Origin of the sequence: Alcaligenes sp. HNGD-HTN06 (genome assembly GCF_049932565.1) — a bacterium.
GTDB classification, from domain to species: Bacteria; Pseudomonadota; Gammaproteobacteria; order Burkholderiales; family Burkholderiaceae_B; genus Alcaligenes; species Alcaligenes ammonioxydans.
On sequence record NZ_CP187782.1, the window covers coordinates 2,932,544 to 2,948,954 of the forward strand.

17 protein-coding genes are annotated in these 16,411 nt (G+C 58.6%); 7 read left to right on the plus strand and 10 right to left on the minus strand.

Annotated elements, in window-relative coordinates; translation table 11 throughout:
- Positions 1–8: 8 nt before the first annotated feature.
- Genes ACOZ42_RS13475 through ribBA form a run of 6 tightly spaced genes read right to left on the minus strand, consistent with a single transcriptional unit; the run spans position 9 to position 4,187 of the window.
- Entirely contained in the window at positions 9–515 is a 507-nt protein-coding gene (locus tag ACOZ42_RS13475; RefSeq protein WP_003802364.1) for a CinA family protein, read from the minus strand.
- Positions 512–1,033 (minus strand): phosphatidylglycerophosphatase A family protein, encoded by a 522-nt coding sequence (locus ACOZ42_RS13480; RefSeq protein ID WP_426345255.1) that lies wholly within the window; start codon positions 1,031–1,033, stop codon positions 512–514. The genes ACOZ42_RS13475 and ACOZ42_RS13480 overlap by 4 nt, the downstream gene beginning before the upstream one ends.
- A gap of 9 nt (positions 1,034–1,042) precedes the next feature.
- Positions 1,043–2,005, minus strand: a complete 963-nt coding sequence (gene thiL, locus ACOZ42_RS13485; protein WP_131070862.1) for a thiamine-phosphate kinase — start codon at positions 2,003–2,005, stop codon at positions 1,043–1,045.
- Positions 2,006–2,018: 13 nt separating this feature from the next.
- A complete protein-coding gene (gene nusB, locus ACOZ42_RS13490; RefSeq protein WP_051010438.1) occupies positions 2,019–2,534 on the minus strand; it encodes a transcription antitermination factor NusB in 516 nt (171 codons plus the stop codon).
- The gene (ribH, locus tag ACOZ42_RS13495) at positions 2,488–3,006 is read right to left on the minus strand and encodes a 6,7-dimethyl-8-ribityllumazine synthase (protein ID WP_003802371.1); all 519 of its coding nucleotides are present in this window, start codon (positions 3,004–3,006) and stop codon (positions 2,488–2,490) included. The genes nusB and ribH overlap by 47 nt, the downstream gene beginning before the upstream one ends.
- Positions 3,007–3,020: 14 nt before the next feature.
- Positions 3,021–4,187 (minus strand): bifunctional 3,4-dihydroxy-2-butanone-4-phosphate synthase/GTP cyclohydrolase II, encoded by a 1,167-nt coding sequence (gene ribBA / locus ACOZ42_RS13500; protein ID WP_003802373.1) that lies wholly within the window; start codon positions 4,185–4,187, stop codon positions 3,021–3,023.
- A 115-nt stretch (positions 4,188–4,302) separates the two neighbouring features.
- Between ribBA and ACOZ42_RS13505 the strand changes: the two genes are divergently transcribed.
- Positions 4,303–5,130: an IclR family transcriptional regulator gene (locus tag ACOZ42_RS13505; RefSeq protein ID WP_003802374.1), complete on the plus strand. Its 828-nt coding sequence runs from the start codon at positions 4,303–4,305 to the stop codon at positions 5,128–5,130.
- 120 nt (positions 5,131–5,250) lie between these two features.
- Positions 5,251–6,780, plus strand: coding sequence for a CHAD domain-containing protein (locus ACOZ42_RS13510; RefSeq protein ID WP_415301897.1), 1,530 nt, complete (start codon positions 5,251–5,253; stop codon positions 6,778–6,780).
- 136 nt (positions 6,781–6,916) lie between these two features.
- On the opposite strand, the gene ftsY is transcribed toward ACOZ42_RS13510, so the two are convergent.
- Complete coding sequence (gene ftsY / locus ACOZ42_RS13515) at positions 6,917–7,999, minus strand: signal recognition particle-docking protein FtsY (RefSeq protein ID WP_415302358.1); 1,083 nt, start codon at positions 7,997–7,999, stop codon at positions 6,917–6,919.
- Between the two features lie 415 nt (positions 8,000–8,414).
- Between ftsY and rsmD the strand changes: the two genes are divergently transcribed.
- From rsmD to ACOZ42_RS13530, 3 genes are all read left to right on the plus strand, one after another.
- On the plus strand, positions 8,415–9,044 hold the full coding sequence (rsmD, locus tag ACOZ42_RS13520) for a 16S rRNA (guanine(966)-N(2))-methyltransferase RsmD (RefSeq protein WP_003802377.1): 630 nt from the start codon (positions 8,415–8,417) through the stop codon (positions 9,042–9,044).
- 20 nt (positions 9,045–9,064) lie between these two features.
- Complete coding sequence (gene coaD / locus ACOZ42_RS13525) at positions 9,065–9,571, plus strand: pantetheine-phosphate adenylyltransferase (protein ID WP_003802378.1); 507 nt, start codon at positions 9,065–9,067, stop codon at positions 9,569–9,571.
- An 85-nt stretch (positions 9,572–9,656) separates the two neighbouring features.
- Positions 9,657–9,914, plus strand: coding sequence for a YfhL family 4Fe-4S dicluster ferredoxin (locus ACOZ42_RS13530; protein WP_426345256.1), 258 nt, complete (start codon positions 9,657–9,659; stop codon positions 9,912–9,914).
- Positions 9,915–9,985: 71 nt separating this feature from the next.
- On the opposite strand, the gene ACOZ42_RS13535 is transcribed toward ACOZ42_RS13530, so the two are convergent.
- A complete protein-coding gene (locus ACOZ42_RS13535) occupies positions 9,986–10,384 on the minus strand; it encodes an MOSC N-terminal beta barrel domain-containing protein (RefSeq protein WP_003802380.1) in 399 nt (132 codons plus the stop codon).
- Positions 10,381–13,035, minus strand: a complete 2,655-nt coding sequence (locus tag ACOZ42_RS13540; RefSeq protein WP_426345257.1) for an AsmA family protein — start codon at positions 13,033–13,035, stop codon at positions 10,381–10,383. Before ACOZ42_RS13540 ends, ACOZ42_RS13535 begins: the two co-directional genes overlap by 4 nt.
- 315 nt (positions 13,036–13,350) lie before the next feature.
- Here ACOZ42_RS13540 and ACOZ42_RS13545 point away from each other — a divergent pair, with 315 nt between their 5' ends.
- Entirely contained in the window at positions 13,351–14,631 is a 1,281-nt protein-coding gene (locus ACOZ42_RS13545; protein ID WP_003802382.1) for a bifunctional O-acetylhomoserine aminocarboxypropyltransferase/cysteine synthase, read from the plus strand.
- Between the two features lie 148 nt (positions 14,632–14,779).
- Here the strand turns inward: ACOZ42_RS13545 and ACOZ42_RS13550 are convergent, their stop codons facing one another.
- Complete coding sequence (locus ACOZ42_RS13550) at positions 14,780–15,196, minus strand: YidB family protein (RefSeq protein ID WP_003802383.1); 417 nt, start codon at positions 15,194–15,196, stop codon at positions 14,780–14,782.
- Positions 15,197–15,417: 221 nt separating this feature from the next.
- On the opposite strand from ACOZ42_RS13550, the gene ACOZ42_RS13555 reads away from it, so the two are divergent.
- On the plus strand, positions 15,418–16,338 hold the full coding sequence (locus ACOZ42_RS13555; RefSeq protein ID WP_426345258.1) for a delta(1)-pyrroline-2-carboxylate reductase family protein: 921 nt from the start codon (positions 15,418–15,420) through the stop codon (positions 16,336–16,338).
- Positions 16,339–16,411: the final 73 nt, after the last annotated feature.

Consider the following 16,411-nt stretch of genomic DNA (forward strand, 5'->3'; position numbering starts at 1 on the left):
CGCAGACATCAGGCGGGATTGAGCATGGTCAGCGCACTGGTCAGCGCATATTCCACGGCCTGCTGACGGATTTGCGCCCGGTCGCCGTTAAAGATGCGGGCAGAAGCACGGGTCACAATCCCATCGCCACGGCGCTGGGCAAAGCCAAAGCACACCAGTCCGACCGGTTTGCCGGGGGTCGCGCCATCCGGGCCGGCAATGCCGGTTGTCGAAATCGCCAGTTCTGCATCCGCGCTGGCTTCGAGCGCACCGGCTGCCATTTCCATGGCGGTCTCTTCGCTGACAGCCCCGAAACGATCGAGGGTTTCCTGGTTGACGCCCAGCTCCTGCACCTTGGCCTTGTTGCTGTAGGTCACCAGGCCGCGTTCAAACCAGGCGCTGGAACCGGGCAAGTCTGTCAGGGCTGCGGCCAGCAGGCCGCCCGTGCAGGATTCGGCACAGGCCACCATCCAGCCACGATCGTTAAGGGCTCGCCCCAAGGCCAGGGCGGCGTTGCCGTGCTCGTGTTCGCTCATGAGAAAACTCCAAAACGTACCAGAACCGCCATCACCAACAAGGTGTACGCTGCGGCCAGCAAATCATCCCACATCACGCCAAAGCCGTTATGCAAACGGCGATCAAAATAGCGGATAGGCGCAGGCTTGAGAATATCAAAGAAACGAAATAACGCGAATGCAATTCCCTGCGCCAGCCAGGTCTGCGGGATCAGCCACAACACCAGCCAGAACGCCACCATCTCATCCCAATTCATGCCACTGTGGTCAGACACGCCCAGATCGTAGCCGGTACGGTGACAGGCCCAGCAGCCCAGAAAAAAGGAAACGGACAGAAAAAGGGCCATATGGGTATCAGTCAGCACGTGCAGACCCAGAACCCACAAAACCCAGGCCAGCACTGTGCCCCAGGTGCCCGGCCCCGGGCGCAATACCCCCGTGCCACCGCCAAAGGCGATCAGACGCCAGGGTTTTTTCACGACCCAATCCAGGGTGGGACGTTGAATAGGATTCAATGAAGGGTCCGGAAAGGTGCTCATGACACAGCCTCAGCCACCAAAATGATCAAAACCGCCCTGGGCAGGAGCAGGATGCAGGCCCTGTTGATCACGCACATACACCCCGCTGCCACGCTGCATGGTGCCCACGCGGCTTAGCGGCACACCCTCGCGCTGGGCCAGTGCCATGACGGACTCTCTTTGCTCGGGCGCTGCCGTAAAACAAAGTTGAAACACATCACCCCCCACCAGTGCCGCTTCGCGTTGCAAGGAGGCAGGCAGTCCCAGCAAGGCGCGGTCCAGCGGCAAGGCATCCCAATCCAGATGAGCGGCGCATTGGCTGGCTGTGGCGATATGCCCCAGATCCTGAACCAGACCGTCGGAAACATCAATGGCGGCGTGAGCCACGCCTGCCAGAGCATGCCCCAGACGATAGGGCGGCCAGGGCTGCTCCAAGGCTGCGCGGCTGGCAGCCAGACGCGCAGGGTCTGCCGCCAAACGTCCTTGCAGCAGACGCAAGGCAATGTCTGCTGCCCCCAAGGTACCCGTCAGCCAGATATCGTCACCTGGCCGGGCCGCGCTGCGCCGCAACGCCTGCCCCGCTGGGACTTCGCCCAGTACCGTAATGCTGATCACGACCCCTTGCCGGCTGCGCGTGGTATCGCCACCTATCAAAGGGCATTGCGCCTGATCGGCCAGTTGGAATAAACCAGCGGAAAAGGCCTCTAACCATGGGGGACGGACGTCAGGCATGGACAAGGCCAGCAGGCACGCCCGTGGCTTAGCTCCCATGGCACCCAGATCCGACAGATTCACCGCCAGCGCTTTGTGGCCGAGCAAGAAAGGGTCGACGTCGGCAAAGAAATGCTGACCTTCGATCAGAAGGTCCACGCTGCTGGCCAGTTGCCAGCCCGGCGTCGGTGTAAAGAGGGCGCAGTCATCGCCCACTCCCAAATAGCCTTCGGGAGCGGGACGATTGAAATACTGCTGGATAAGACCGAACTCGTTCAGCACGGCGCGCCCTGCTTTAGCGGCGGGCCTGCTTGGCGACTTCAGGGGCGCGTACGTCGGCAGCCAGTTTGTCCAGCACGCCGTTCACGAATTTGAAGCCATCGGTACCGCCAAAGGATTTGGCCAGTTCAACCGCTTCATTAATGGCAACACGGTAAGGCACTTCAACGTGATGCACCAGTTCGTAGCTGCCAATCAGCAAGATGCCGTGTTCAATGGGAGAGAGCTCTTCCAAAGGACGGTCCACGTACGGCAAAAAGCGCTCGCGCAGCACGGGGGCCTCGCGCATGACGCCAAACAGCAGGGTTTTGAACCAGGCTGCATCGGCTTCGCCAAACTCCTCGTCACCGCGGATATGGGCGTCGATGGAGGTGGCTTCCTGCAGGCCATCAGCGCCTCGCAACAGCCAGGAGTAGATGCCCTGCAGGGCAAATTCGCGCGAACGGCGGCGCGCGGATCGTCCGTTGGCCTTGGCGGCCGGGACTTTATTTGTCGTCGTCAAGATCTTCGTCCTCGTAATCTTCGTCCTCATCGTCGTCCAGCTCAGGCTCGAGGACGGCGATAAGATTGCCCAGTTCGACCGCTGTACGGGCGCACTCGCGACCTTTTTCAGCAGCGCGAACTTCGGCTTGTTCATCTGTGTTGGTGGTCAGTACCCCGTTGGCAACCGGGATGCCGGTGGCCAGGGAGACCTGGGTAATGGCCGACGCACTTTCGTTGCTGACCACTTCAAAGTGGTAGGTGTCGCCACGAATAACCGCGCCCAGCGCGATCAGGGCATCAAACTCGCCGGTTTCAGCCATCTGGCCCAGCGTGATGCCCAGTTCCAGCGCGCCCGGAACGGACAGAACCGTTACATCACGCTCGTCCACGCCCAAGGCTTCCAGCTCTTTCAGGCAGGCTTCCAACTCGGTCAGGCCGATGGATTCGTTGAAACGCGCACGCACAATACCGATGTGCAGACCTTCCCCATTCAGGTCAGGGGTAACAATGTAAGGATTCATGTTGGAAGCTCCGCTTAGGATTGAGAATCTGGTTCGCTATGGTAACCCGTCACGGTCAATGCAAACCCGGCCATGCTTGGCATTTTACGTGGTCGCGACATTAAACGGGCCTTGCCAACATTGAGGTCACGCAAAATCTGTGCACCAATCCCGTAGGTGCGCAGATCGTTGCGGCTGGAGCGCCCTCGTGGCGCCTGGGCCGGACTGTTCTCGCCCCAGGCCTGGATCTGCTCAAAACCATGTTCCTCGGAGCTTTGGCAGTTCATCAACAGCACCACCCCGCTGTCCGATTGGGCAACCGTACGCAGCGCCACGGGCAAGGTCCAGCTATGCCCCACATCCCCTTCGATCAGTACATCCAGAACCGTAGTCGGTTCATGCACGCGCACCAAGGTTTCCACCTCTGGCGTAATCTGGCCGTGTACCAGGGCCAGATGCAGGCCCCCGGAGGACAGGTCGCGATATGCGTGACACTCGAACTCGCCATACGGTGTCTTGACGGGCTTTTTGTGCAGGCGCTCGATCATGGATTCGTGCTCGCTGCGATATTGGATCAAGTCCGCAATCGTCCCCACCTTGATGCCGTGTTCACGAGCAAAGACCAGCAAGTCCGGCAGGCGGGCCATGGTTCCGTCCGGATTGAGCACTTCGCAAATGACAGCAGCCGGGGTCAGACCCGCCATGGCCGTCAGGTCGCAGCCCGCCTCGGTATGCCCGGCGCGCACGAGCACGCCACCCTTGGCCGCCTTCAGGGGAAAGATATGACCGGGCTGCACCAGATCCGCAGGACGCGCATCACGCGCCACGGCGGCCTGGACGGTACGGGCGCGGTCAGCAGCGGAAATACCGGTTTCCACGCCTTCCGCCGCCTCGATGGAGACGGTGAAATTGGTGCCAAAGCGCGTGCCGTTGCGCGTTGCCATCAAAGGCAGGTCCAGTTGGCGGCAACGCTCTTCAGTCAGGGTCAGGCAAACCAGACCACGGCCATGCGTCACCATGAAGTTGATCGCCTCGGCATTGACGAACTCGGCGGCCATCACCAGATCGCCTTCGTTCTCGCGGTCCTCTTCATCAACCAGAATGACCATGCGACCTGCGCGCAGTTCCTCAACAATCTCTGGAACGGGAGCGATTGGACTGGTACCCAGGTGACCAGCGTCGGACTGAATTTCTTGATTCATCGTGCTCTTTGCTCAGACAGATAATAATTAAGGCCATTTTACGACACCCGGGCCCCCGCGGGCAGCTTGATTAGTCGGTACACTTAAAGACCGTGTCAATCCGCTCCAAACCTCTATGACCGAACCCATTTTGCCTGCTCTGGACGAAAAACGTCGTCGCATCCAATCCATTGAAACAGGCTTTGGCCTGTTGAAAGTGCTGGTGGACAGTGGTCAGCCCATGATGTTGCGCGATCTGGCCACTCGGGCAGGCATGAGCTCGGCCAAGGCCCACCCTTATCTGGTCAGCTTTACCAATGTAGGACTGGTACAACAGGCGCCGGCTACCGGACTGTACGAGCTGGGGCCTTTTGCCTTGCAGATGGGGCTGGTCAGCCTGCAAAGTCAGAACCCGCTCAAGATCGCCCTGCCTGTGGTGCAGGCCTGGGCCTCGCGCATCGGCCATACCTTGGGCGTGGCGGTGCTGGGTTCGCATGGCCCCACCATGGTTCACATCAGCGAGGCCAGCTACCCCGTGCATGTGAACATGCGTTGTGGAACCGTGATGTCCATGTTGCACACGGCCACCGGCCATGTCTTTGCCGCCTGGTTGCCCCCGGAAGTGGCCCGCCACTATATCGAGCGCGAGGCGGGCGACAGCGCCGTTGTCACCAGTATCAGCCCTTTGCGCCCCGCCCCCAAAGCACTGACAGCCATGTTGGAAAAAATCCGTGAGCAAGGGGTGGCTCAGGCGTTGGGCAACCCCCTGCCGGGTATTGATGCCTTGTCCGTTCCCGTGTTCGATCACTCCGGTCATATTGTGCTGGCTCTGACCAGCCTGGGCCCGAGCACCTTGTTTGATGCCAGTCTGGACAGCCCTATCCTGGCTCAGTTGCGACAGTGTGCCAGCAGCATCTCTCATCAGCTCGGTTGGCGTGACCCTTTGGACAGACCCTCTTTGTAAGCGCAGACACGCCTGCAAACATTTATACGGGGTGTCCGCACTTCAAGTTTGTTGGCTTTACATGCAAAATAAGCGTTTTATCCGCCCACCTCTTGTGGGTGACACCTCGAGTGCGATGCTGTGCTAGAACAAGAACTGAAATTTTTTGTACCCGAGAGTGCCCGTCCCGGTTTATTGGCCGCTTTTGACGCGGTACGAACGGGTAGCATTACCTTGAACGCCATCTACTTTGATACCCCCGAGCGCGAACTGGCGCTATCGGGTATCGCTCTGCGACTGCGCAAGGAAGGTGAGCAATGGGTTCAAACCGTCAAGCTGCCCGGTCCCGATACCCTGTCCCGAATTGAGATCAATCATCCTCGACCAGGTCCCGAACTGGACCTGAGCCTGTATCAGAACACCCCGGCACAGGCCGCCCTGGCCCGGCACTCCGGGCAGATTCAGGCCCGCTACCAGACGCGGATACAACGTGAGCTGGCCCGAATCAGGCAAGGACAGTCTGAACTGGAGCTGGCCTACGATGTGGGCCATATCGAATCCCAGGGCCTCAAGCTCTTGGTCAACGAACTGGAAATCGAGCTCATCAGCGGTGAAAGCCTTGCCATGTTCGAGCTCGGGCAGCGCTGGCTGTACAAGCACGGCCTGATCCTGGAAATGCGCAGCAAGTCTGAACGAGGCGATGCACTGGCCAGTCTGGTGGATCGGCGCCGAGCCAAATCCGAGAGCCTGGACTTGTCTCCCTCACAAGTGGCCGCTGCCTTGACGCGCAAGGCGTACGACCTGCCCAAACCCCATGTTGTCGACGCCAAGGACCTGGAGCAGTTCTACTGTCTGAGCGCCACCATGAGCCTGGAGCAGGTCATTCGTAATGCGGCCCTGCTGGCAGGCGTGGATGGCATCCGCCCGGACGTCGCCCGCCAGGCTGATTATCTGGCCTTGATGCGTGTGGGCCTGCGCCGTCTGCGCTCCTGCCGCAAGCTGTTCAAGATGTGGCTGTCGGCCAGTGAAGGCTATGCCAACACCCGGTTGACCCATTATTTCGGCTTGTTTGGCAAGGCACGCGATCATGATCTGGTGCATCTGGAGATCACTCCCTTGTTACTGAAAGCAGGCATGCCAGGCCCCGCTCCGCAGCCCCAACCTGCCCACCTGGAACACGACCCCGTTCAACTGGCCAGTGCCGCCGAATTCCAGTCTTTGCTGCTGAGTAATCTGCAAAGTCTGATCTGCGGCCCCACGCTGGAACTCAATGGCGTGCCGGAGCCGCAAAACCTGATCGAGGCACGCATCAGCCGCTGGTTTCAGACGATTCAGTTGCGCAGCCAGCGCTTTGCACAGATCAGCCAGGACAAACAGCATCGCCTGCGTAACCGAATCAAAAGCCTGCGTTATTGCCTGGAGTTTTTACCCAGCGCGGCCGACAAGCAAGGGTTGCACAAGGTCTTGCGCGAGTGTCAGGCCCTGATCGGAGCCGTAACGGATGTCGATGTTGCGCTGGACTGGTATGCACAACATGCTGCCAATCCCGAGCAGGCGCAGTTCGCACGTCAGTGGCTGACCCATGCTCGCCAGGGTCGTGCGGCCCATGCCCAGCATGCCCTCAATGCCTTGGATCAGCATCAGCCGCACACTGAGCTGCTGCGACGCTAAAGGCCCCGCGAGGGAAGAAACGATCCTGCAGCAGTAGCGTGCTGGGTAGCTACACAGTGAGCACGGGCGAATAGCGCAAAAAAAAACCGGCGATTCCCTTAAAAGGATATCGCCGGTTTTTTTATCAGGCGTGGACTTAGGCGTTCATACCCAGCAAGGCCGAAGCAAATTCGCGCGCCACAAACGCTTGCAGATCCTGCATACCCTCGCCCACCCCGATCCAGTACACGGGAATGGGTCGAACGCCCTGAGCACAGGCGGCAACCGCCGCCAGCGTCCCGCCTTTGGCCGTGCCGTCCAGCTTGGTGACCACCAGGCCCGTCAGACCCAAGGCGGCATCAAAGGCACGAATCTGGGAGATCGCATTCTGTCCGGTATTGCCGTCCACAACCAGGAGTATTTCGTGTGGCGCCTGGCCGTCCGCCTTGCCGATGACGCGCTTGATCTTTTTGAGCTCTTCCATCAGGTGCAGTTGAGTCGGCAAGCGGCCCGCGGTATCCACCATGACCACCCCCATATCTCGGGCACGGCCCGCGTGTACCGCATCAAACGCCACGGCGGCGGGATCTCCCCCGTCCTGGGCAATCACACTGACGTTATTGCGCGCCCCCCATTCAATCAGTTGCTCACGCGCCGCCGCACGGAAGGTATCGCCCGCCGCCAGCAGGACTTTTGCGCCCTGCTCCTGAAAGGTGTGCGCCAGCTTGCCAATGGACGTGGTTTTACCCGCACCGTTAACACCGGCAATCATGACCACCAGGGGTTTGCCCGAACCGAGTGGAAAGGACTTCTCCAAGGGCTTCAAATGATCGGTCAGGATGTCACACAGAATTTGCTTGACCTGGGCTGCATCGCTGACTTTTTCCTTGCGTACACGCGCACGCAAGGCGGTAATCAGCTTTTCCGTTGCCTCCACGCCGGCATCGGCCATCAATAAGGCATCTTCCAGCTCCTCAAACAAGGTTTCATCAACCTTGGCACCGACAAACAGACTGCTCAGACTTTGACCGGTGCGGGACAAGCCCTGTTTCAACCGGGACATCCAGGAGGTTTTCACCACAGGAGCGGCGGCTTCTGGTTCTGGGGTCGGAGCTGGTTCAGGCTGTGGCGCGGGGGCCGGTGCGGGAACAGGAGCAATCTCTGGCTCTGGTTCTGGCTTTGGCTCCGGTTCAGGGATCGGTTGCACCTCGGGCTCAGGAGTCCGATCTGGCTCCGGCACAGGTTGCACTTCCGGCTCAGGGGTACGAACGGGTTCAGGTACAGGCTGTACTTGCGGTTCGTAGACACGCGCAGGCTCGGGTGTCGGAACACTGGCAGGGGTCGGTTGTGGCACCTCTGGCTGCGTGGGCGTAGACTGCGAGGCAGCGCGATGTTCAGCCTGACTGGCTGCCTGGCGATCCAAAGCCACAGCAGGCGGGACTGCCGGCGTTTGAACTGGCGTGCTTTGCTCCTGCGCTACCGCAGGGGATGCGTCTGCCGCGTCAGCCTCGGGCTGGGCAGGAGAAAGCGGCTCGGTCAGCTCCGTTTGAGTGACTTGTGGCTCTGGCTTGGCCTTCTTTCTTTTAAAAAAACTGAACATACGATTTACACTAGAAAATTCTGTTGAATGACCACATTATCCGATCAAAGCGCTAATGAGAAAACATGCTGTCCGTATTGTAGGTGGGGATTATCGCCGCACACCCATTTCAGTGGTCGACGCCCCCGGTTTGCGGCCCACTCCGGATCGTGTGCGCGAGACGCTATTTAACTGGCTCAACCACTTCTGGGGCGGACAATTCAGCGACAAAAACGTGCTGGACCTGTTCGCCGGCAGTGGCGCCCTGGGGTTTGAAGCCGCCTCGCGCGGTGTCGCCTTTGTGCAAATGGTGGAGCGTCACGGACCGGCTGTGGCCAATTTACGCGCTTTGCGCACCAAGCTGAAAGCCGAACACGTCCGCATTCATGCCGGTGACGCCCTCCATATTCTGGAGCGCAGTCAGATGCGCTACGATCTGGTCTTTGTGGACCCGCCCTTTGCACGCGACTGGATGGAACGTATCTGGCCCTTGCTGCCCAATGTGCTGGCGCCGGACGCACTGGTTTACATTGAGTCCGAAACCCCTATACAAGCCCCGGCTCAATACGGGATACTACGACAGGATAAGGCAGGGCAGGTACATTATCATTTGCTGCGATTTGCTGCGATGCAAAAAACAGTCAATAATGCCGAATTTTCCGGGACGCCTGCGCCGCTCTCCCCGGACTCCGACCTGCCAACTTGAACCCCTTACGCGGATGCACCATGATCACAGCTGTTTACCCCGGCACCTTCGACCCCCTGACCCGAGGCCATGAAGACTTGGTCAGGCGAGCCGCCAACCTTTTCGATCACGTCGTGGTCGGTGTGGCCTCCAGCCAGAACAAACGCCCCTTCTTCACGGTAGAAGAGCGTGTGGAAATTGCCTCCGAAGTGCTCAGCCACTACCCGAACGTGGAAGTAAAAAGCTTTTCGGGCCTGCTCAAGGATTTTGTGCGTGAACAAAATGGCCGCGTCATCGTACGTGGACTGCGCGCCGTCTCCGACTTTGAATACGAATTTCAAATGGCGGGCATGAACCGCCACCTGCTGCCCGAAGTCGAGACCATGTTCATGACCCCTTCGGACCAATACCAGTTCATCTCCGGTACCATTGTGCGCGAAATTGCCATCTTGGGCGGCGACGTGGGTAAATTTGTGTTCCCGTCCGTAGAGCGTTGGCTACAAACCAAAGCCAAAGAACGCAATCAGCAAGCGGTTTCGGCGACCTGAACTCGCCCTGCACAGCGGTCCGTACTACACTGTAGGGTGACCGACGGGTCAATTCCAAAGACCACGCTTATCAGGACATTGCGCTATGGCACTGCACATTACAGAAGAATGCATCAACTGCGACGTATGTGAGCCGCAGTGCCCCAATCTGGCCATTTACATGGGCGAGGAGATCTACGAGATCAATCCCAACCTATGTACCGAGTGTGTCGGCCACTTTGATGAACCGCAGTGCGTGGTGGTGTGTCCGGTCGAATGCATTGAGGTTCACCCTCAGCACCAGGAAAGCCAGGAAACCCTGCTCGCCCGCTACCATCGACTGCAAGCCGAGCCCACTTCCTGATGGAACAGCCATAAAAAAACCCTGCTTCTGGCAGGGTTTTTTTATGGCTGAACGCCGCCACAGGGGGGCATTTACGGGGAGGTAGCCAGACGCTTTAACAAACGTACTGGCTGGCCGATATAACGACTGAACCACTGCGCCGGCAAATCGCCCTCGTCGATCAATTGCACTGGCTGGCCGTTTTCCTGCCACATGGAAAACGAGTCAGGATCGTCTTCAATGACGTCTACCGCTATATCCAGACGCAACATGCCGGGAGCACGCAGCACCAACTGCCCAAAGCGCAGCTCCATGCTTAGTTCAGCCAGGACAGGCAAGGCCTGCGCGCCCAGAACCTGCCCCTGTTCATCGCCCAGAACCCAACGCTCCTGGCATGCCAGCGCCTTGCTATCGCTGAGCGCTGGCCCCCCTTGCAAAAGACAGACCGTGTCCAGTGGCTGGCCCGCATTCAGGCTGGCGTCCTGACTCATTGCTTGAACCATTGCTTCATGGCCTCACCCAGAGTTGGGGGCACTTTGGCTGCCAACTCGTCCTGAATGGCCTGTTTGACCTCAGCCTTCACCTCTGTCGTGGTTTCTGCCTTGGCCTGCGAGGCCTGTTGACTCAACAAGTCCAGCAACCCGTCCTGCAAGGCTTTTTTAATCGTGTCGCTGGCGATGTCCTTCCACTGAATCTGGTAGGACAATGCAGCCCAAGGCCCGGAGATGTGAATGGGGATCGACACATTACGCAGATCCTGCAAAGACTTGCGTTCATCAGCGGACAGACTGTTAGGGTTGAGGCGTGCCTGCAACGTCACCTCAGCCTGCTGAGTCACTAAGTCCAGCTTGGACCCCTTGGCGGCCGTGACATTCAAGAGGGGGGTCACTGCCCGGAAGTTGCGGAACGTGGCCTGCCCTTTCTTGATATCCAAGCTGCCTTGCAGGCGTTTTAACACCGTACGACGCAAGAGATCGGACTCGGGCAGCAACAAGGGAATCTGGCCGCTGAAGGCATTACGCACCGCCTCGTTGATATCCCGTACGCTTTGATCCAGATCGACACTACGCCAGCTGCCGTCGAGCAGATCCAGGCTCAGGCCCCCTTCCAGTGCATTCAGGCGCTCTTGCTGCGTGGCCCCCTGGGTCTTCAGATTCAGATCGACATTGCCTTTGCCGGCCAGATAATCATTGCCGAAAGCGTCCAGCAGCAGCGAGCCCAGTTGCATTTGCTGCAACTTCAGGCCCAACTCCAGGCGTTTGCCCGGCTCTACCTTGGCCTTGGCCTGGAGCTGTCCTTCGTAGGCTTGCGCGGTGAACTGCGACAGATTAATCAGTTGTCCCTGATTCTTGACTTGAGCCTTGACCTGATCCATGACCATGCCCAGGCTGCGAAGCTTCTCAATTTCAACACGCAGATCGAAACTCATGGCATCCAGCCAGGCATAGGAAGCGGGTTGCGCATCCTCCTGCTCGGCCGCTACTGGCGGTTGGGCGGGGTCCGCGGGCTGTTCCTGCCCGGCTTCCTGCTCCTCGGCCTGTCCGGTCGCTGGCTCTGACTCATCAACCGCCTCCGCGGGGGGGACCACCTCTGGGGCGGTTAGCCAGAAAATCGAGCGCAGCTCATCCAGATCGAGCTTGTCTGCCTTTAGCACAGCGGCCAGCAAGGGGCCTTTGCCTTTATCCTGAACACTGATATCCAGCTTGCCTTGAGCCTGCTCGATGTTGCTGCTTAGCTGCGCCTGGTATTGCTGCTTGCCTTTGTTCAGATCCGCCTGTCCGCTCAACGGCATCTCGAAACGGCTGCCCGCATCGGCCTCGTCCTCGACGCGAATGCTGGCCTGAATTTCGGGCAGACGCAGCCATTCATTCGACGGCTGCCATTGCATGGGCGAACTGGCCTTTAGTTGAGCGACACGACTGCCTTGCTTGACCGCTCCATCGAGCTTGGCCTGCTCAAACAAAAGCGCCTGGCTGTTGCCGGACAAGCCCTGCAGCGTCAAGCCCAGGCCCCAGACCTTGGGACCGCTTACTTTCAGGCTGGCCACCACGGGTGCGCCTTCGGCCTGGGCAGGCGAGACCTGAATGCGGGGAACGTCCAAGGCCAGATCAAGGTTCTGATCCTCGTTTTTGCCGCGGATACGCAAGGCCAGTTTCTCGAACGACACCAGATCACTGTCGCTGTCGATCTGCATCTTGGGCGTGTTCAAGGACGCATTCAGATCGCTGACCGGATACGAGCCCAACCATTGGCCTTGCAGTTGAGTATCCAGATTGGTGGCGTTGAACTGACGCTGCCCAGCCTTGTACGCCACATTGCCTTTGAGTGTCAGGCTTTGCGCCCGCAACTCGTCCAGATCGCCTACAAAGCTCAGGTTCAGCTTCTGCGCTGCGTATGATTGCGAGGCGGGGTCCAAACTGAGCTGGCCCTGCCCCTCCAGCGACCCTTCGGCCACTGGATAGTCGCCCGACAGCCGGCTTTTGAAGGCCACATCAAAAGGCTGGCCGAACGTCATGCGCCCCGTATTTACTTCCAGCTGCAGCAAGCGACCAATCACATTGCTGCGCTTGCTGAAGTAGTGAATTTCGCCCCCTTTCAAGCTCAGACCCGCAATGTCGATCTGAAAATCCGTCTCGCTGCCCGAACGCTTGGCAATCAGCTCGGGCACTGGCGAGGACTCGGGGGACGGCTCAACAGATTTGTCCTGTGGAGCCTCGGCCGCCTGCGCAGCAGGCAACAAGGACACCCCAGCACGGGCAACGGGCAGTTGAGGACCGACGGGCGGCGCTTGCAACAGGTCATCAAAGTTGAATGCACCCTGCTCATCACGCACAATCCAGGCCTTAAAGCCCGTAACAGCGACGTGGTCCACAACCAGACGGTTGTTGATCAAAGGCCATAGGGCGACCGCAAACCGGGCACTTTCAAAGGACGCGAAGGGATCTTCCGAATTACGGTCGGACAGGGACAGGCCCTGCACGGACAGGCCAATGCGGGGAAATAAAGAAAGTTCGATGTCACCGTCAATCTTGAGCGTACGCTGATACTTTTGCTGGACGATGTCGGCCAGCTTCTGTTTGTACGAATTGGGATTGAAGGTCAGCAGGAAAATTGCCCCGCCAACCACTGTGACAATAGCCAAAACGACGAGGCTGAATAAGCCCCGCTTAAACCATACTTTCATGTAAGCCTCTAGGACCTCGGGGAAGGATGCAACATGCCATCTGCCCGGATACGAAATGCTACCCTATGTCGGGGCATTGCGAAGTAACGAAAATAAGAAATATCCACCTGCTCTTTAAAAAGCGGTGCCGTCTGTCAGCAATCCCTTATTATTACCTTAAGAAATAAAGGCATAGTATTAATGTCTTCGCCCTTAGATGCATTTGCGCACATACAAGGGTTATGCTTGCTCTGTCTTATATAAGCCACTTGATAATCAATTCCAGAATAAGCCATGAAACTAGAGACTCTTGCCATTCATGCTGGCTACCAGCCAGACCCGACCACAAAAGCTGTTGCTGTCCCGATTTATCAGACCACTTCCTACGCTTTCGACAATACGCAACACGGCGCGGATCTGTTTGACCTGAAGGTTCCCGGCAATATCTACACCCGCATCATGAACCCGACCAATGCCGTGCTCGAAGAGCGTGTAGCGGCACTGGAAGGCGGGATTGCAGGTTTGGCAGTCGCCTCTGGCATGGCAGCCATCACGTATGCTATCCAAACGATTGCCGAGGCCGGCGACAACATTGTGTCCGTCAGTAAACTGTATGGTGGCACCTACAACCTGTTCGCACACTCCTTCCCGCGTCAGGGCATTACGGTCAAGTTTGCCCCGCCCAATGACATCGAAGCGCTGGAAGCCCTGATTGATGATCGCACCCGTGCCGTTTTCTGCGAAACCATCGGCAACCCGGCCGGCAATATCATCGATATCCGCGCCCTGGCCGATGCTGCGCACCGCCATGGCGTGCCACTGATTGTAGACAACACCGTCGCGTCTCCTGCACTGTGCCGCCCTATCGAACACGGCGCTGACATTGTGGTGCATTCGCTGACCAAATACATGGGTGGTCACGGCACCACCATCGCTGGCATGGTGGTGGATTCGGGCAAGTTTCCCTGGGCCGAACATAAAGACCGCTTTGCCATTCTCAATACCCCCGACCCTTCCTACCATGGCGTGGTCTACACCGAGGCCTTCGGTCCGGCTGCCTTCATTGGCCGTTGCCGCGTGGCTCCGCTGCGCAACACTGGCGCAGCCCTGGCTCCCTTGAGCGCCTTCCAGATTCTGCAAGGCATCGAAACGCTGCCTTTGCGGATGGAACGCCACACGGAAAATGCCCTGAAAGTGGCCGAGTACCTGAACAAGCACCCTCAAGTGTCCTGGGTCAAGTATGCAGGTCTGCCCGACCATCCCGACCACGAGCTAGCCAAGCGCTACATGGGCGGCAAACCCGCTGCCATTCTGTCCTTTGGCATCAAGGGCGGCATTGAAGCGGGCACTCGCTTTATCGACGCGCTGAATCTGGTGCTGCGCCTGGTCAATATTGGCGATGCCAAATCCCTGGCCTGCCACCCGGCCAGCACCACACACCGTCAGCTCAATGCGCAAGAACTGGCGGCAGTGGGAGTCAGCGAAGATATGGTGCGTCTGTCCATTGGTCTGGAGCACATCGACGACATTCTGGCCGATCTGGAACAAGCGCTGGCTGCTGCAGCACGCGGCTAAGACAAAAAAAATCGGTACTGGCCGTCGCGCTCATACCGATTTGTCTGGCTCACATCAAAAAGCCTGGAATCGGTACGACACCCATTCCAGGCTTTTTCATTTTTTTCCTTCCACGGCCCGCGGCGGGCCGCGCTCACGGCATCAATTCTCAGGGTTTGCGAAACAACTGCGTCAAGCCACCCAGCAAACTGCTGGCATCGGTAATATGGGATGGGTCAAACTGGCCATTGGGACTGGCCTGATTGATCAGGGAAGGCAACATGATTCTCAGGTTCTCCAACACGCTTTGCTGGGTCAAGCCCGACAAGTTCACCAACTGCGTAATCGCGGGCTGCCCCATCACTCCCAACAGGTCTTGCTGAGCAATGTCCTGGTTGCTGCCCTGCGAAATCCAGGACGACACCACTTCCCCAAAACCACCGGCGCGAAAACGCTCAATCAGACCACTCAGGCCCCCCGGATAGCTGCTGATTACTTGAATCAGGGCAGGCAAGAGCGCGCCCTGCTCCTTGGATTTGGCATCTGCCGACGACAAGGCCGACACAACAGAATTAAGCAAACTCATTATTTTTCTCCCCAATGCACGGCACCATGCGGGCCGGTGCTGATATCAGGCCTCATTATGCCGTGCTCACCCTGCAGGCGGGGCGGATTAATTGTCAAGGTGGGTCAATGGCCGCGTAACGCCCCAAGCCTATTGCCCTGGGCAACGCCTACGCTACACTGGTTTACCGATAGCCTGGCACGGTGTCTTGGCCAACAGACCGACTCAATGGAGATTCTGGAATGATGCAAGCTTCCTATACCATCCTGTCCGCTCAAGAAACTGCTCGCACTTTGCCCTATCCAGAGCTGGTCGCCCAGCTTGGCATCGCCGTAGCCCAATCTGCCGCCGGCACTATCGTCGCCCCCGCCCGCCAGGTGCTTGACTATCCTCAAACCGGGCGAATGCTGTCCATGCCCGCGGTTTCGCACGATATAGGCGTGCACAAACTGGCCAATGTCATGCCGGACAATCCGCAGCAGGGCCGGGGCACCATCCAGGGTCTGGTCACTGTGTACGATGCCCACAATGGTCTGCCCCTCTTGATTCTGGATGCGCCCACCCTGTCCGAGCGTCGCACCGCCGCTGTGTCCATGCTGGGCATCCAGGCGCTCTGGCCCCAAGGGCCCGAACACATCACCCTGCTGGGTTACGGCCAACAGGCACGGGCTCATTGCGAGGCCATCATGACGCTTTACCCCAAAGCCGAGGTCACCCTGACAGGCCGCAGTCTGGAGCGTGCCCGCGCCGTCACCGCCTCTTTGCAGACCCGTTTCGGAGCAAGGGTCCAGGCAGCGGCAAGCGTGCCGGAAAAGACCGATGTGCTGATCAGTCTGACCTCCAGCCTGACACCGGTCTATCATGAACCAGCCCGACTTGAGCGCCTGTTGATCGGCGTAGGGGCCTTTACACCTGAAATGGCCGAGTTCGAAGCCCACACCGTCCTGGCCAGCCGCCTGTATGTAGACGATCTGACAGGCGCCCGAAAAGAAGCGGGAGACCTGCTTCAGGCTGACGTAAATTGGGATCAGGTTCAGGGCATACACCAGGTTTTGCGCAGCCCGGCGCCCAAAGACAAACCCGTGTTCTTCAAATCCGTCGGCTCCGCTGCCTGGGATTTGGCGGCCGCTCGTTGTGCCTTGCATCAGCGCCAGCAGATCTGAAACCCCAGGCCTCAATACTTAAGGGGCAAATCAACGGACCGGGCACACTAAATCGCGTCCAGAGTGTTACTCT

Excerpts from the sequence above, each read along its gene's own strand:
- ACOZ42_RS13475 (WP_003802364.1), bottom strand. The coding sequence starts at position 515 with ATGAGCGAACACGAGCACGGCAACGCCGCCCTGGCCTTGGGGCGAGCC.
- ACOZ42_RS13480 (WP_426345255.1), bottom strand. The coding sequence starts at position 1,033 with ATGAGCACCTTTCCGGACCCTTCATTGAATCCTATTCAACGTCCCACC.
- nusB (WP_051010438.1), bottom strand. The coding sequence starts at position 2,534 with ATGAGGACGAAGATTACGAGGACGAAGATCTTGACGACGACAAATAAA.
- ribH (WP_003802371.1), bottom strand. The coding sequence starts at position 3,006 with ATGAATCCTTACATTGTTACCCCTGACCTGAATGGGGAAGGTCTGCAC.
- ribBA (WP_003802373.1), bottom strand. The coding sequence starts at position 4,187 with ATGAATCAAGAAATTCAGTCCGACGCTGGTCACCTGGGTACCAGTCCA.
- ACOZ42_RS13505 (WP_003802374.1), top strand. The coding sequence starts at position 4,303 with ATGACCGAACCCATTTTGCCTGCTCTGGACGAAAAACGTCGTCGCATC.
- rsmD (WP_003802377.1), top strand. The coding sequence starts at position 8,415 with ATGAGAAAACATGCTGTCCGTATTGTAGGTGGGGATTATCGCCGCACA.
- coaD (WP_003802378.1), top strand. The coding sequence starts at position 9,065 with ATGATCACAGCTGTTTACCCCGGCACCTTCGACCCCCTGACCCGAGGC.
- ACOZ42_RS13530 (WP_426345256.1), top strand. The coding sequence starts at position 9,657 with ATGGCACTGCACATTACAGAAGAATGCATCAACTGCGACGTATGTGAG.
- ACOZ42_RS13535 (WP_003802380.1), bottom strand. The coding sequence starts at position 10,384 with ATGAGTCAGGACGCCAGCCTGAATGCGGGCCAGCCACTGGACACGGTC.
- ACOZ42_RS13545 (WP_003802382.1), top strand. The coding sequence starts at position 13,351 with ATGAAACTAGAGACTCTTGCCATTCATGCTGGCTACCAGCCAGACCCG.
- ACOZ42_RS13550 (WP_003802383.1), bottom strand. The coding sequence starts at position 15,196 with ATGAGTTTGCTTAATTCTGTTGTGTCGGCCTTGTCGTCGGCAGATGCC.
- ACOZ42_RS13555 (WP_426345258.1), top strand. The coding sequence starts at position 15,418 with ATGATGCAAGCTTCCTATACCATCCTGTCCGCTCAAGAAACTGCTCGC.